This is a genomic window from Nocardia sp. NPDC057668 (genome assembly GCF_042799795.1).
GTDB lineage: Bacteria > Actinomycetota > Actinomycetes > Mycobacteriales > Mycobacteriaceae > Nocardia.
In genome coordinates this window covers 1,829,741-1,843,573 of record NZ_JBHVIC010000001.1, presented here as the reverse complement: position 1 = coordinate 1,843,573, position 13,833 = coordinate 1,829,741, and the positions used below count along the sequence as shown (strand labels likewise).

The window sequence follows — 13,833 nt, the reverse complement described above, 5'->3', positions numbered from 1 at the left end:
AAACTATATATCTTTCGGCGGCGTCGAATCTGCGAACAATCCGGTATCGGTGGGCAGTCGCGACAGTACCCCGTGCAGGCGCGTGTGATGCGCGGCGGTGGCCGCCAGCAGGGCCTGCGCGTCCCCGGCCACGAAGGCGGCCAGCTGCCGGCTGTGGTCGGCGTGCAGCACCACCCGGTCGCCCGCGGAGGCGTGCACCATGGGCTGCACCGGTTCGGTGATGTTCCAGGCGTATTCGAGCATGTGCAGCACCCGCGGCATGCCGGAGGGCCGCACCAGCGCGAGGTGGAATTCCCGGGTCTCGCGGTGATAGGCGACCGCGTCCTGGGCCAGAGCGGCCTGTTCGAGCCGGGCATGGGTCGCGGTCGCCAGATCGTGATCGGCCGCGGTGGCCCGCCGGACTGCGGCCGCCAGCGCGGCGGTCTCGAGGCTCTCGCGCACCACATAGAGTTCGCGCAGTTCGGCGGCCGTCAGCAGCGTGACCTGGTAGCCGAAATTGGCCTTGTGCTCGACCAGGCCCTCGCCGATCAGCACCTGCAGCGATTCGCGGACCGGAATCACGCTCACCCCGAACGCGCGCGCCAGCTCGCCCAGCGGCAGTCCGGCGCCCGGGGGCAGGTTGCCCTCGCGGGTCAGCCGGCGCAGTTCGTTCAGGATCTCGGGCTGCGAATAGCCGCGTTTGGCGTCTTCGGCCGGGGTGAAGGTCGGCAGTACGGGTAGCCGCGGGCGCGGAGGCATCGGACCACGGTAGCGGTCCGATGGATTTTTCACAGTTCGGAGGCGTCGTATCCCAGGGCCTTGAGGGCCAGCTCGTGCAGGGTCGTGCGTTCGCGCGGGGTGAGGCGCACCAGCAGGGCGTCGGTGGCCGCGGCGATACGCACATCGGTCTCGAGGCGTTTGCGGTCGCCGGCGGGTGTCAGCGCCAGCCGGTACTTGCGCCGATCCTGGGCGTCGCGGGTGCGGCTGACCAGACCCGCCTTCTCCAGGGTGTCGATGAGCCGGACCACTTCGCTGCGGTCGATGGCCAGGGCATCGGCCATGTCCTGCTGGGTGATCTCGGTGAATTCCGCGAGGTAGGTCAGCACCCAGTGTTCGCGCAGTTCGGTGCCGAGCTCGGCGTGCACGCCCTTGTGCAGCTTCCCGAGGGCGTACGTGGGATATCGCAGCAGGCCCCGGGGGTGGTAGTCGCGGTCGTCGGTCACCCGCCGATTATATCTATTGTTGAGTTACTCAATCATTGTTAGCCTCAGCAGTGGAGGAACTCAATCACAACCGTAGGAGGGGTCCGATGACGCGTATGCGTTCGGATACCAATGCCCCCAACGACTTTCAGGAAGAGACTGCGGATCCGGACCGGATTCCGTCCCATGTGTGGCGCACCGCCGCGGTGGTGGTCTTCGGCGCGGTCATGGGCATGCTCGACACCTCGCTGGTGAACATCGGCCTGCACACCATCGGCGCGGACCTGCGCGCCGATCTGGCCACGATTCAATGGGTGGCCAGCGGATACCTGCTCGCCCTCGGTGTTTCGCTGACCCTGTGCGGCTGGCTGGCCCGGCGCGTGGGGGTCGGGCGGCTGTGGCTCATTGCCCTGGCCGGCTTCACCGTCGCCTCGGCCGCCTGCGCCTTCGCTCCGACCGCGGGCTGGCTCATCGCGTTGCGCATCGTGCAGGGCCTGGCCGCCGGGGTCATGATTCCGGCCGGGCAGACCATCCTCGGACAGGCCGCCGGACCCGCGCGCATGGGCCGGGTCATGGGTGTGGTCGGGATCGCGGTGGTCGGCGCGCCCGCGCTCGGGCCGACCATCGGCGGGCTGATGCTGGCCCACTGGAACTGGGAATGGCTGTTCCTGATCAACATTCCGTTCGGGCTCGTCGGACTGGCCCTGGGCTTTCGCTACCTGCCGCTGGGCAAGGGCGCGCCCGTGCAGCGGCTCGACCTCGCGGGCCTGGCGCTGGCCGCCGGTGGTGTGACCGCGGTGGTCTACGGACTGTCCGAACTCGCGGTCGACACCGCGTCGGCGCTGGTGACGGTCTGGCTCCCGATCGTCCTCGGCCTGGCCGCGCTCACCGGATTCGTGCTGCGCACCGCGCGCAGCGCCCGCCCGCTGCTGGACGTGCGCATGTTCACCGACCGGGTCTTCGCCGCGGCCAATACCGCAGGCTTCTTCGCGGGCGCGTCCATGTTCGGGGTCATGGTGTTGCTGCCCCTGTACTTTCAAGTGTTGCAGGGCCACGGCCTGATTCGCACCGGACTCTCGCTCATGGCGTTCGGGATCGGCGGGGTGGTGACCGCGCCGCTGGGCGGGCGGCTCGCCGATCGGTTCGGCGGCGGCGTGATCGCGGTCGGCGGCAATCTCGCGGTCGCGGTCACCATGGCTCCGTTCGCCTTCCTGCCCGCCGACGCCGATGTGGTCCTGGTGCAGGCGCTGCTGTTCGCGGCCGGGGTGGCGACCGCGCTGGCCGGATTCCCGCTCATCGCGGCCGCCTACGCCGCCGTGCGGCCCGAGCAGCTGCCCGACGCCGCGGCTTTCGTCAACATCCTGCAGCGGGTCGGCGGCGCGGTCGGCGTGGCGGTGATCGCGGTGATCCTTTCCCGCGCAACGGCATCGCGGTGGGACCTGGTTTCGGGCTACCACCTGGCCTTCGGCGCGGTCACGGCGATGTCGGTAGGCTCGGCGGTGGCGTCGACCGTCCTGCGCCGCCACCAGCGACGCTAGTCACGATCGCGGACGCCCCGCCCGGGATTATTCGGGCGGGGAAGTGGGTTCTACCCAAGCCGAAATGACACTCTTCGTGAAGGAGGCGGCGTGAGCGACACGCGCAAGGCGATTCTGGCCGGTGGCTGTTTCTGGGGTATGCAGGATCTGATCCGCAAGCAGCCGGGGGTGCTCGAGACGCGAGTGGGTTACACCGGCGGCAGCAATGACCGCCCCACCTACCGCAACCATCCGGGCCACGCCGAGGCCGTGGAGATCGTCTACGACCCGGCCGTCACCGACTACCGGGCGCTGCTGGAGTTCCTGTTCCAGATCCACGATCCGACCACCCTGGACCGCCAGGGCAACGACATCGGCTCGAGCTACCGCTCCGCCATCTTCTACCTCGACGAGGACCAGAAGCGGGTCGCGCTCGAGACGATCGCCGACGTCGAGGATTCGGGCCTGTGGCCCGGCAAGGTGGTGACCGAGGTGACGCCCGCGAGCACGTTCTGGGATGCCGAGCCCGAGCACCAGGACTACCTCGAGCGCTACCCCGAGGGGTACACCTGCCACTTCCCGCGCCCGGGCTGGAAGCTGCCCAAGCGGCAGTCGACCGCGAGCTGACGCGGGTCCCGGATCCGGCGGCGTTGTCCGCCGGGTCCGGCCGGTAGTCCGGGCCGCCGGTTCCTTCGAACCGGCGGCCCGTTTCGTTCTCCCACCCGAGCCGTGCTTGAACGACCACCGGACGCGGCCCGCGACGACGACGGAATCATCCGGACGCGGCGCTAGGCTCGACCCCGTGCCGACGCTGCTGCTGATCCACCACACGCCGTCCCCGCATATGCAGGAGATGTTCGAGGCGGTGGTGGCCGGGGCCACCGACCCGGAGATCGTCGGCATCGACGTAGTGCGGCGGGCGGCGCTCGCGGTGACCGCGAGCGATGTGCTCGCCGCCGACGGCTATCTGCTCGGCACGCCCGCCAACCTGGGCTACATGTCCGGCGCGCTGAAGCACGCGTTCGACACCTTCTACTACCCCTGTCTCGACTCCACCGGTGGCCGGCCGTACGGGCTGTACATCCATGGCAATCAGGGCACCGAGGGGGCCGAGCGCAGCGTGCTCGCCGCCGCCACCGGGCTCGGGTGGGAGCCGGGCGCGGCGCCGGTGATCCTGTCCGGGCCGCCGGGCAAGGCCGATCTGGAACGGTGCTGGGAACTCGGGGCGACCCTGGCCGCCCAGCTCATGCCGTGACCGCCACCGCGGTAGCGATTCTGGTGGCCGGGGCGCTCGTCGCGGCCGCGCTGCTGGCCTGGCCGCGCACGCGGCGCTCGGTGACGACCCCCGCCGAGCGTGCGGTACACGCGGCCCTGCACACCGCCGCGCTCGCGGCCAAGCCGCTGCGCCGGGGGCTCACCGTGGAATCGGCCGAGGCGGCCGCGCCGCACCTGCGTGCGCTTACCGGGGCCGAGGCGCTCGGGATCGCGGGCCCGGACGGTGAGCTACTGGCTTGGGACGGAACGCATTTCGGGCTGTCGGAGGTGTTCGGGGCCGCAGCCCGGCGCGCCATCACGGGAGAGCGGTCGGTCCTGATCCCCGGCGACGACGGATACACCCTCATCGTCCAGCCGTTGGTGAGCGAGCACAGCGGCATGGTCGGCGCGCTCGGTGCGGTGACCCGCGAACAGCCCGGTCCCGGTCTGCTCGGCGCGGTCGCCGAAGTTGCCCGATACGCCTGCGGCCAGATCGAATTGGCCGAACTCGACGCCTCGCGCGCCCGCCTGGACCGCGCCGAGGTGCGGGCGCTGCGGGCGCAGATCAGCCCGCATTTCATCTACAACGCGCTCAACACAATCGCCTCGTTCGTGCGCACCGATCCGGCTCGCGCCCGCGAACTCATCCTCGATTTCGCGGACTTCACCAGGTACTCCTTCCGTACGGCGGGCGAATTCACCTCCCTCGCCGACGAATTGGGCAACATCGACCGCTACCTCGCGCTCGAGCGCGCCCGCTTCGGCGACGCCCTGCGCGTGCGGTTGCAGATCGCACCCGAGGTGCTGACCGTGGTGCTGCCGTTCCTGGCCCTGCAACCCCTGGTCGAGAACGCCGTCCGGCACGGCCTGGCGGGTAAGCCCGGCGGCGGCACGCTCAGCATCCTGGCGGAGGACGCCGGCGCGGACTGCGTCATCAGCGTCGAGGACGACGGGGTCGGCATGGATCCCGAACTGCTGCGCTCGGGCGCGCTCGACGCCGTCGAAACGGGCTCCGGCACCGCCGAATCCGCCCACGTCGGCCTGGCCAACGTCGATGACCGGCTGCGGGCGGCCTTCGGCGACGACTACGGCCTGGTGGTCGAGACCGCACCGGGATCCGGCACCAAGGTCAGCATGCGGGTGCCCAAGTTCCGCGCCGGCATCCGCGCCTGAATCGTCCGTATCGCCCGGGCTATTCCGTTCGCTGCCGTTACTATGTACCGACTGTGACCAGGACCAGCGAGAACTCCGCCGGCGCGCTGCGCGTGCTCGCCGTCGACGACGAATCCCCGGCCCTGGACGAGCTGGTCTACCTGCTGCGCGCCCAGCCCGGCATCGGCGAGATCCACGCCGCCGGCAATGCCACCGGCGCCCTGCGGCTGCTGCGCGCCCACCAGATCGACGCGGTCTTCCTCGACATCAACATGCCCGGCCTGGACGGCCTCGAACTCGCGGGCATCCTCACCGAGTTCGCGCGCCCGCCCGCGGTGGTGTTCGTGACCGCCCACGAGGACCGAGCCGTCGCCGCCTTCGATCTCGGCGCGGTCGACTACCTGCTCAAACCCCTGCGCGAGGCCCGCCTGGCCGAGGCGATCCGCCGCATCGCCGCCGCCCGCGCCCAGCCCGCTCCCGCCGCGGTCGCCCCCGACCCGCACGAGGTCATCCCCGTCGAGCTCGGCGGCGCGACCACCCTGGTCCCGCGCGCCGGCGTCAGCTGGGTAGAGGCCGACGGCGACTATTCCCGTCTGCACACCACGACTGGCTCCCACCTGGTCCGCATCCCCCTCTCCGAACTCGAATCCCGCTGGCAAGACGCCGGTTTCGTCCGCATCCACCGCTCCTACCTGATAGCCCTGCGCCTGGTGACCGGCCTGCGCACGGTAGGCACCGGCACGGTGGTCTGCCTCCAAGCCGAAGGCACCGCCCGCGCGGTGGAGCTCCCCGTGAGCCGCCGCCAGGTCCGCGACCTGAAACAACGCCTCCTCCACCCCCGCCCCGGCCGATGACCCCCGCTCCCCACCACCCCCGGGCCGCCGTCCCCGCGATCGGCTGGCCTGCCCGCGTCGGCTTCCGGTTGCCGGGCGAACCCACCTGTTGGTCGGCGATCACCGGCTCGATACGGCGTACAGGTGCCCGCCCGATGACCGTGCCGTGCACCGAGAGCGGGAGGCGAAGCGCTGCGTGCGCCCCCACCCCGTCGAACTCGCGCGGCGGTGGGTCATCGGCCTCAGTGGCGGTCTTCGGACTGGGTGATATACCGCGCGCCACAGCGAGGTCGGCTCCCATGGTGACGCAGAGCGGCGTGCGAACAGCGGTGCCGTCGCGCCTCCGTGGTGCGCGGATCGCCCTGTTACTGGTCGGGTTTCGCGAATCGCGGCGCGGTGCGGTGCGCCCGGTTTCCGTGGTGGCGCGCGGCGGTGTGCGACCAACTCCCGCGATGTCGTTGCACGTCCGTGGTGCGCGGATCGCTGTGTTGCTTGTCGGGCTTCGTGATTTGCGGTGCGGTGCGGTGCGGCCCGTCCCCGTGGTCGCACACGGCGGGGTACGGGCAACCCCCGCGACGTCGGCGCGCGTCCATGGCGCGCGGGTCGCTGCGCAACCCGACGGACCCCGGGCATGACGGGGGAGCAGCGGCCTCGGGAGCGGGTCGTGCTGGCGGAGAGGCGGGGGGCGCGGCTCGTGCGGACCCGGGTCGAGGTGGCCGAGCAGACCGAGATCGGGGCGGCCATGATCGGGGGGTTGATCCGGGCGCAGTTCGGGCTGGCGGTGCGGGTCGCGTTGGTCGTGGTGGGGGTGTTGGGAGCGTTGCCCTTGTTGTTCACGTTGGGGCCGCTCGGGGCGGCGACGGTTTTCGGGGTGCGGGCGCCGTGGCTGCTGCTCGGGGTCGCGGTGTATCCGCTGCTGTACGCGGCGGGGCGGGTCTTCGTCCGGCTCTCCGACCGCAACGAGCAGGACTTCGGCGAATTGACCGGGGACTGAGGTGAACTCGCAACCGGTGTCGGGGCTGACCGTGGCGGCGCTGCTGCTCGCGGCGTTCGCCAGCATCGCCATCGGCGTCTACGGCGTGCGCCTGGCCCGCACCACCTCGGACTTCCTGGTGGCCTCGCGCTCGGTGGGCCCGCGCTGGAACGCGGCCGCCATCTCCGGCGAATATCTCTCGGCCGCATCGTTTCTCGGCGTGGCCGGGCTGATCGCCAAATACGGCGCCGACGCCCTGTGGTACCCGGTCGGCTTCACCGCGGGCTACCTAGGACTGCTGCTGTTCGTGGCCGCTCCGCTGCGCCGTTCCGGGGCGTACACCATGCCGGACTTCGTGGAGTTCCGGCTCGGCTCACGGCCGGTGCACAAGCTCGCCGCCCTGGTCGTCGTGCTCATCTGCGCGGTCTACCTCATCCCGCAATTCCAGGGCGCGGGCCTGACACTGCGGATCCTGCTGGGTGTTCCGGGCTGGGTGGGCGCGGTCGCGGTGGGCGCCATCGTCATCGGCACCGTGGCCGGCGGCGGCATGCGCTCGATCACCTTCGTGCAGGCCTTCCAATACTGGCTCAAACTGACGGCCATCGCGATCCCGGCGCTGGTGCTGCTGGCCCATTTCCTCGGCTCCGATCGCGAGATCGGCTCGCCCGCACCGCCGATCGTCGCCGAGCGCACCACCGTCGACATCACCACCGGCGTGGTGGTGCGCCTGGACGAGTCGCAGCGGCTGTGGGTCGAGGGCACCCTGGACGACCGGCCGATCGCGGACACCGTCCTGCTGCCGCCGGGCGAGCACGAGTTCGGCGCGGGCAGCACCCTGGTCCTGGACCCGGGCGCGCGCGTCCCGGTGGTCGTCGGCGCACCCGGCTCCGGCGCGGAATGGCTCGCTCCCGGTGGCGGACTCGGCGGCCCGCACCCGCTCTACCAGGTCTACTCGCTGATCATCGCGACCTTTCTGGGCACCATGGGCCTGCCGCACGTCCTGGTGCGCTTCTACACCAATCCCGACGGACGAGCCGCGCGCACAACGGCTTCCGCGGTGATCGGCCTGGTCGGCTTCTTCTACCTGTTCCCCGTGCTGCTCGGCGTGTGCGCGCGGCTGTACGTCCCGCAATTGCTGATCACCGGAGCCTCCGACGCGGCGGTGCTGCTGCTGCCCGGTTCGGTCCTGTCGGGACTGCCGGGCCAACTGCTGGGCGCCCTGGTAGCCGCGGGGGCGATCGCGGCGTTCCTGTCCACCTCCTCGGGCCTGCTGGTCAGCATCGCGGGCGTGCTCGGCACCGACGTCCTGCGGGGCCGCATTCGCGACTTCCGCCTGGCCGCGATCGTCGCCGGCGTTGTCCCACTGGTGCTTTCGCAGGCGGTGACCGCCCTGGACCTGTCCCGATCGGTCGGCCTGGCCTTCGCCGTGGCCGCCTCCACCCTGTGCCCGCTGCTGCTGCTCGGTATCTGGTGGCGCGGGTTGACCGCCACCGGCGCGGCGGCGGGCCTGCTGGTCGGCGGCCTCCTGTCGGGCGGCGCGACGGTGGTGTCGGTGCTCGGCGGCGTCCCCGGTGATCTCGCGGGTGGCTGGCTCGCGGCCGTGCTGAGTTATCCGGCCGCGGTCAGCGTGCCCCTGGCCACGATCGCGATGATCCTGGTCAGCCTGGCGACCGATCGGCAATCCGAGCGCACCATCGGCCGCGTCTTCATCCGCATGCACGCCCCCGAACCGCTGGGCATGGGCGCGGACCGCGAACGCGGCCTGCGCTCGGCGTGATCACCGCCGCGACCGGGTGATCGTCGCCCAACCGTTCGTCGCGCGAACCCGACCGTTCACCGCACAGCCCGGCACCTTCACCGAGTGAGCCAGGCCACACCATGTTTCGCGCCCGCCGACCTCGATACCGTTCCCGGTAGTAAGCCACATCACACGCTAGGAACACCGATGAGCAGTATCGAACTCGGGAAGGGTGAGCCCCCGCACACCCCGACCGCAGCGGACTTCGTCGCCGCCCAAGCCAGTCCGCAGTTCCAGGAATTGCGAAACCGGCTGCGCCGCTTCGTTTTCCCCATGACCGGACTGTTCCTGGCCTGGTACGTGGTGTACGTGCTGCTCGGCGCGTACGCCCACGACCTGATGGCCACCGAGGTATTCGGCAACATCAACGTCGGCCTGCTGCTGGGCCTGGGCCAGTTCGTGTCCACCTTCGTGATCACCGCGCTGTATGTGCGCTTCGCCGATCGTGAACTCGACCCCCGGGCCGCCGCGCTGCGCGCCGAGCTGGAAGGAACCAAGTGATGAGCCTGCTGGCCAGCGGCGAAACGGTCGGCAGTCCGATCGCCAACATCTCCATCTTCGCGGTCTTCGTCGCGGTCACCATGGTCGTGGTGATCCGCGCCAGCCGCAACAACTCCAGCGCCGCGGACTTCTTCACCGCGGGCGGCGGCTTCTCCGGCCCGCAGAACGGCATCGCCATCGCGGGCGACTACCTCTCGGCCGCCAGCTTCCTCGGCATCGCCGGCGCCATCGCGGTCTACGGCTACGACGGCTTCCTGTACTCCATCGGCTTCCTGGTGGCCTGGCTCGTCGCCCTGCTGCTGGTAGCCGAAATGCTCAGGAACACCGGCAAATTCACCATGGCCGACGTGCTGAGCTTCCGGCTCAAGCAGGGCCCGGTGCGCACCGCGGCCGCCCTGTCCACCCTCGCGGTGTCGCTGTTCTACCTGCTCGCGCAGATGTCGGGCGCCGGTGGCCTGGTGGCGCTGCTGCTCGACATCGATTCGCGCGCCGGGCAATCGGTGGTCATCGCGGTCGTCGGCGTACTCATGATCCTGTACGTGCTCATCGGCGGCATGAAGGGCACCACCTGGGTACAGATCATCAAAGCGGTGCTGCTCATCACCGGCGCTGCCGTCATGACCTTCATGGTGCTGGCCAAGTTCGGCTTCAACCTCTCCGAAATCCTCGGCTCCGCACAGCAGCACGTCTCCGAGTCGACCAACAAGGCGGTCGCCGCCCGCGACGTGCTCGCCCCCGGCGCGCAGTACGGCGGCAGCGAGACCTCCAAGCTGAACTTCGTCTCCCTGGGCCTGGCCCTGGTACTGGGCACCGCCGGCCTGCCGCACGTGCTCATGCGCTTCTACACCGTCCCGACCGCGAAAGAGGCTCGCCGCTCGGTGGTCTGGGCCATCGGCCTCATCGGTTCGTTCTACGTGTTCACCCTCGTGCTGGGCTACGGCGCGGCCGCCATCGTCGGGCCGGACAAGATCCTGGCCGCAGCCGGCGGGCAGAACTCCGCGGCTCCGCTGCTGGCCTTCGAACTCGGCGGCGTGGTGCTGCTGGGCATCATCTCCGCGGTGGCGTTCGCGACGATTCTCGCGGTGGTCGCCGGCCTGACCATCACCGCCTCGGCCTCGTTCGCCCACGACATCTACGCCGGGGTCATCAAGCGCGGCAAGGTCGGTGAGGCCGAACAGGTGCGGGTCTCGCGCATCACCGCCGTGGTCGTCGGCCTGCTCGCCATCGGCCTGGGCATCCTGGCGAACGGGCAGAACATCGCCTTCCTGGTGGCGCTGGCCTTCGCGGTGGCCGCCTCGGCGAACCTGCCGACCATCCTGTACTCGTTGTTCTGGAAGCGCTTCAACACCTCCGGCGCCCTGTGGAGCATGTACGGCGGCCTGATCTCCACGATCGTGCTGATCGTCTTCTCCCCGGCCGTGTCCGGTTCCAAGACCGCCATGCTGCCGAGCCGGGACTTCGACTTCTTCCCGCTCTCGAACCCGGGCATCGTCTCGATCCCGCTCGCGTTCGTGCTCGGCATCGTCGGCACCTTCCTGAGCCGGACCCCCGAGGATCCGGACAAGGCCGCCGAGATGGAGGTGCGCGCCCTCACCGGCGTCGGCGCCGAGAAGGCCGTCTCGCACTGAAACACCCCGCCCCGCCGCCCTTTCGAATGGAGACCCCAGCAATGACCAGCATGATGGAACGCGACCACGACGACCGGGCCGCCTATCCGCCCAGCGCCGAGTTCGCCGCCTCCGCCAATGCGAACCAGGCTCTCCTCGATCGGGCGGCGGCGGACCGGGAGGCCTTCTGGGCCGAACAGGCGAGCCGCCTGCACTGGGCCGAGCCGTGGAACCGCGTATTGGACTGGGACGACGCGCCTTTCGCCAAGTGGTTCGTCGGCGGCAAGCTGAACGTCGCCTACAACTGTGTGGACCGGCACGTGCTGGACGGGCACGGCGAGCAGGTCGCCATCCACTGGGAGGGCGAGCCCGGCGATTCGCGCGACATCACCTACGCGGATCTGCTGGCCGACGTATCCAGGGCGGCCAATCAATTCACGGCGCTGGGCCTGCGAGCCGGTGACCGGGTCGCGGTGTACATGCCCATGGTTCCCGAAGCCATCGTCACCATGCTGGCCTGCGCGCGACTCGGCCTGGTGCACTCGGTGGTCTTCGCCGGGTTCTCCGCGGGCGCGCTGTGGAACCGGATCGAGGACGCGCAGGCGCGCCTGGTGGTGACCACCGACGGACAGTGGCGGCGCGGTAAGGCCGCCCCGCTCAAGGAATCGGTCGACGAAGCGCTTGCCGGGCAGGAGAACTCACCGGTCGAGCACGTTCTGGTGGTGCGGCGCACCGGGATCGAGACCCCGTGGACGGCCGGGCGTGATCTCTGGTGGGACGAAACGGTTTCCGCCGCGTCGCCGGTGCACGAGGCGCAGGCGTTCGATGCCGAGCACCCGCTGTTCATCCTGTACACCTCCGGCACGACCGGTAAGCCCAAGGGCATCCTGCACACCTCGGGCGGGTACCTGACCCAGACCTCGTACACGCACCACAACGTGTTCGATCACAAGGCCGGGACCGACGTGTACTGGTGCACCGCCGATATCGGCTGGGTGACCGGGCACTCGTACATCGTGTACGGGCCGCTGTCGAACCGCGCGACCCAGGTCGTGTACGAGGGCACCCCGAACTTCCCCGACGAGCACCGGCACTGGCAGATCATCGAAAAGTACGGTGTGAGCATCTATTACACCGCTCCGACGCTGGTGCGCACGTTCATGAAATGGGGGCGGGAGATCCCCGACGCCCACGACCTGTCGAGCCTGCGGGTGCTGGGCAGCGTCGGCGAGCCGATCAACCCCGAAGCGTGGCGCTGGTATCGGGACGTGGTCGGCGCCGGCAAGACCCCGGTGGTGGACACGTGGTGGCAGACCGAGACCGGCGCGATCATGATCTCCCCACTGCCCGGCGTCACCGCTACGAAACCGGGCGCGGCCATGACCCCGCTGCCCGGCATCTCCGCGACCGTGGTCGACGAGGAGGGCAAGCCCGTCGTCCTCGGCGAGACCGAGGCGAACGGCTACCTCGTGCTGGATCAGCCGTGGCCCTCGATGCTGCGCGGGATCTGGGGCGACAACGACCGCTACCGCGAAACCTATTGGCAGCGTTACGCCGAGCAGGGCTGGTACTTCGCCGGCGACGGCGCCAAACTCGACACCGACGGCGACCTGTGGGTACTGGGCCGCGTCGACGACGTCATGAACGTCTCGGGCCACCGCATCTCCACGGCGGAAGTCGAATCCGCTCTGGTCGGCCATTCGGGTGTGGCCGAAGCGGCGGTGGTCGGCGCGTCGGACGACACCACGGGGCAGGGCATCGTCGCCTTCGTCATCCTCACCGCCGAGGCGAAGGACACCGGTGAGGACCTGGTCGCCGAACTCAAAGCCGAAGTCTCGAAAGAGATTTCACCGATCGCCCGGCCCCGGGAGATCCACGTGGTCCCGGAGCTGCCCAAGACCCGCTCGGGCAAGATCATGCGCCGGCTGCTGCGCGATGTGGCCGAGGGCCGCGAACTGGGTGACACCTCGACCCTGGTCGACCCCAAGGTCTTCGAGGCGATCACCCGGCGCTGACGGCCGCTCAGGCGCCCCGATACACCTTGCGCGCGGCCAGGATCATCGGAATCTGCAACGGCAGGCGCAGCAGCGCACCGGCCTTGAGCGCGGTGGGCTTGTCGCTGCGGACCCATTCGCGAGCCATGTAGAGATTGCCCGGGAAGACCCCGAGGAACAGCAGTGCGGCCAGCGCACCGCCGAGCCGCCGCGTGCGCGGCACGGCGAGCGCGGTGGCCACCGCCAGTTCCGCGACGCCCGAGCCGTGCGTGTAGGTGCGCGGCTTGCCCGGCAACTCCGGGGGGATCAGCGCGTCGAACGGTTTGGGGGCCACGAAGTGCAGCGCCCCCATCCCGAACAGGATCGCCGACATAGCCTTCGCGGTGCCGTGCGCACCCGAGGGTTCTTTCACCAACTCATGACTTTCGCTCATGACTCCGAGCGTACGGTCAGATCATCGAGCAGGATCATGACCTCACCCGCCGTTTTCACTACCTCCACGAGCCGGATCCGCAACCCCAGCAATTCCGCGTCCGCGATCGGCGGATGCAGCTTCACCCCGGCCCGCTGCCACTCCGGGCTCGCGTTCGAGCGGCTCAGCAACTCCTCGCGGGTTTCGTCCCCGGCCCCGGCGAAGCGCGCGAACACCCAGATCGCGGCGTGCGGCGACCGGACGAACAGATTCAACTCCGCGAGCGTGCCCGCGATCGAGAACGGCTGCCCCGGCTTGGCCGCGAGATCGACCTCGAGCCCGTCGGCCGCGTTCTTGATCAGCAGGGCCAGCGCCCGCGCGTCCTCGCCCGCTTCCCCGTCGGCGTACACGCCCGGATCCTTCACCGGCGCGCCCTCGGCGAACGTGGTCAGATGCGTCTGCGCCGCCCCGGCCCCCGCGAGTTCCCACTTGCCGGTGTCCTCGAAGTCGTCCAGCAGCACCTCGTTCGATGCGTCCGACATCCTCGACCGTCCCTTCATCAACCTCGTACGAGGGTCGTGTGACCCCGCCGGAAACCCTACAAGCCGAAC

General features: G+C 70.0%; 14 protein-coding genes. 10 read left to right on the top strand and 4 right to left on the bottom strand.

The genetic code is table 11. The annotated features are described in order from the left end of the window. Nucleotides 1-3: 3 nt before the first annotated feature. Both ACFVBH_RS08535 and ACFVBH_RS08530 read right to left on the bottom strand, forming a co-directional pair. Complete coding sequence (locus ACFVBH_RS08535) at nucleotides 4-738, bottom strand: GntR family transcriptional regulator (RefSeq protein WP_354990085.1); 735 nt, start codon at nucleotides 736-738, stop codon at nucleotides 4-6. Between the two features lie 29 nt (nucleotides 739-767). Then, the gene (locus ACFVBH_RS08530) at nucleotides 768-1,202 is read right to left on the bottom strand and encodes a MarR family transcriptional regulator (protein ID WP_354990084.1); all 435 of its coding nucleotides are present in this window, start codon (nucleotides 1,200-1,202) and stop codon (nucleotides 768-770) included. A gap of 86 nt (nucleotides 1,203-1,288) precedes the next feature. On the opposite strand from ACFVBH_RS08530, the gene ACFVBH_RS08525 reads away from it, so the two are divergent. From ACFVBH_RS08525 to acs, 10 genes are all read left to right on the top strand, one after another. Further along, on the top strand, nucleotides 1,289-2,719 hold the full coding sequence (locus ACFVBH_RS08525) for an MDR family MFS transporter (protein ID WP_379000903.1): 1,431 nt from the start codon (nucleotides 1,289-1,291) through the stop codon (nucleotides 2,717-2,719). Between the two features lie 90 nt (nucleotides 2,720-2,809). Further along, nucleotides 2,810-3,325, top strand: a complete 516-nt coding sequence (msrA, locus tag ACFVBH_RS08520; protein WP_379000902.1) for a peptide-methionine (S)-S-oxide reductase MsrA — start codon at nucleotides 2,810-2,812, stop codon at nucleotides 3,323-3,325. 175 nt (nucleotides 3,326-3,500) lie between these two features. Continuing rightward, complete coding sequence (locus ACFVBH_RS08515; RefSeq protein WP_379000901.1) at nucleotides 3,501-3,953, top strand: flavodoxin family protein; 453 nt, start codon at nucleotides 3,501-3,503, stop codon at nucleotides 3,951-3,953. Then, nucleotides 3,950-5,125 (top strand): sensor histidine kinase, encoded by a 1,176-nt coding sequence (locus tag ACFVBH_RS08510; RefSeq protein ID WP_379000900.1) that lies wholly within the window; start codon nucleotides 3,950-3,952, stop codon nucleotides 5,123-5,125. Before ACFVBH_RS08515 ends, ACFVBH_RS08510 begins: the two co-directional genes overlap by 4 nt. A 53-nt stretch (nucleotides 5,126-5,178) precedes the next feature. Next, nucleotides 5,179-5,958, top strand: a complete 780-nt coding sequence (locus tag ACFVBH_RS08505) for a LytTR family DNA-binding domain-containing protein (protein WP_354990080.1) — start codon at nucleotides 5,179-5,181, stop codon at nucleotides 5,956-5,958. 610 nt (nucleotides 5,959-6,568) lie between these two features. After that, nucleotides 6,569-6,931 carry a hypothetical protein gene (locus ACFVBH_RS08500; RefSeq protein WP_354990079.1) on the top strand — a complete coding sequence of 121 codons (363 nt, stop codon included), beginning with the start codon at nucleotides 6,569-6,571 and terminating at the stop codon, nucleotides 6,929-6,931. A gap of 1 nt (nucleotide 6,932) precedes the next feature. Further along, entirely contained in the window at nucleotides 6,933-8,687 is a 1,755-nt protein-coding gene (locus tag ACFVBH_RS08495) for a cation acetate symporter (protein ID WP_379000899.1), read from the top strand. Nucleotides 8,688-8,855: 168 nt separating this feature from the next. After that, nucleotides 8,856-9,209 carry a DUF485 domain-containing protein gene (locus ACFVBH_RS08490; protein WP_354990077.1) on the top strand — a complete coding sequence of 118 codons (354 nt, stop codon included), beginning with the start codon at nucleotides 8,856-8,858 and terminating at the stop codon, nucleotides 9,207-9,209. Further along, nucleotides 9,209-10,837: a cation acetate symporter gene (locus tag ACFVBH_RS08485; RefSeq protein ID WP_379000898.1), complete on the top strand. Its 1,629-nt coding sequence runs from the start codon at nucleotides 9,209-9,211 to the stop codon at nucleotides 10,835-10,837. The genes ACFVBH_RS08490 and ACFVBH_RS08485 overlap by 1 nt, the downstream gene beginning before the upstream one ends. A 41-nt stretch (nucleotides 10,838-10,878) precedes the next feature. Next, the gene (acs, locus tag ACFVBH_RS08480) at nucleotides 10,879-12,831 is read left to right on the top strand and encodes an acetate--CoA ligase (RefSeq protein ID WP_379000897.1); all 1,953 of its coding nucleotides are present in this window, start codon (nucleotides 10,879-10,881) and stop codon (nucleotides 12,829-12,831) included. Nucleotides 12,832-12,838: 7 nt separating this feature from the next. On the opposite strand, the gene ACFVBH_RS08475 is transcribed toward acs, so the two are convergent. Both ACFVBH_RS08475 and ACFVBH_RS08470 read right to left on the bottom strand, forming a co-directional pair. Further along, nucleotides 12,839-13,243, bottom strand: coding sequence for a hypothetical protein (locus tag ACFVBH_RS08475; RefSeq protein WP_379000896.1), 405 nt, complete (start codon nucleotides 13,241-13,243; stop codon nucleotides 12,839-12,841). Next, nucleotides 13,240-13,764 (bottom strand): hypothetical protein, encoded by a 525-nt coding sequence (locus tag ACFVBH_RS08470; RefSeq protein WP_379000895.1) that lies wholly within the window; start codon nucleotides 13,762-13,764, stop codon nucleotides 13,240-13,242. The genes ACFVBH_RS08475 and ACFVBH_RS08470 overlap by 4 nt, the downstream gene beginning before the upstream one ends. Nucleotides 13,765-13,833: the final 69 nt, after the last annotated feature.